The 856-nt window shown below is 69.9% G+C and carries 1 protein-coding gene; it reads right to left on the bottom strand.

Annotated elements, in window-relative coordinates; translation table 11 throughout:
* A partial coding sequence (locus tag G7A99_RS21910) for an MFS transporter (protein WP_163144066.1) occupies nt 1-607 on the bottom strand: 607 nt, incomplete at its 3' end.
* Nucleotides 608-856: the final 249 nt, after the last annotated feature.

Below are 856 nucleotides of genomic sequence, written 5' to 3'. Positions count from 1 at the left end.
GGCGGCGCAGCACGATGGCCGCGGTGCCGAGCACGCCGCCGAACAGGAACGGCAGCCGCCAGCCCCAGGCCAGCACCGTCTCGTGGGCGAGCACCGTGGTCACCAGGGCGGCGACGCCGGCGCCGAGGAGCATGCCGAACATGCTGCCGGTGTTGGCCCAGCTCCCTGCAAAGCCCCGGCGCCCGGGGTCGGCGGTCTCCACGAGATAGGTCACGGAGCTGCTGAACTCGCCGCCCACGGACAGTCCCTGCACGATGCGCACGAGCACCAGCAGCACCGGCGCCCACAGGCCGATAGTCTCGAACGTGGGCAGGCAGCCGAGCAGCAGCGTCGGCAGCGCCATCATCATCACCGACACCAGCATGGTACGGCTGCGCCCGATGGTATCGCCGAGCCAGCCGAATACCCCGGAGCCCAGCGGCCGCATGATGAAACCGGCGGCGAACACCCCGTAGGTGGCGATCAGCGAGGCGGTGGGGTTGTCGCCCGGGAAGAACAGTCCGGCGAGGATGCCGGCCATGTAGCCGTACAGGGCGAAGTCGTACCACTCGACGACGTTACCGATGAAGCCGGCGAGCAGGGCGGTGTGGCGCTGGCCGATCTCCATGCGGGTCCGTCTCCTCGTGTCCTCAGGTTCTTGTGGTGCCGGGCAGACCGCGGATTCTACACGCGAGGGGCGGGCCTGTGGGGACTGGTACACTGGCGCTGAACCGTGTATTCCATCCCCGTCCCGGCGCATTCGCGTGCCCGCGGCAGCCGCCGCTGGACTCGCGGCGGGGCGGCAGGACTCATGGCTGGTTGTAATGGTTGTCCGGTGACCGAGGGGGTGACGCCATGACGGGCTTCCGCGGCGGCG

Source organism: Arhodomonas sp. KWT (assembly GCF_010993615.1).
Note: the sequence above shows the minus strand (reverse complement) of the source record. Positions and strands in the feature narration are given on the sequence as shown.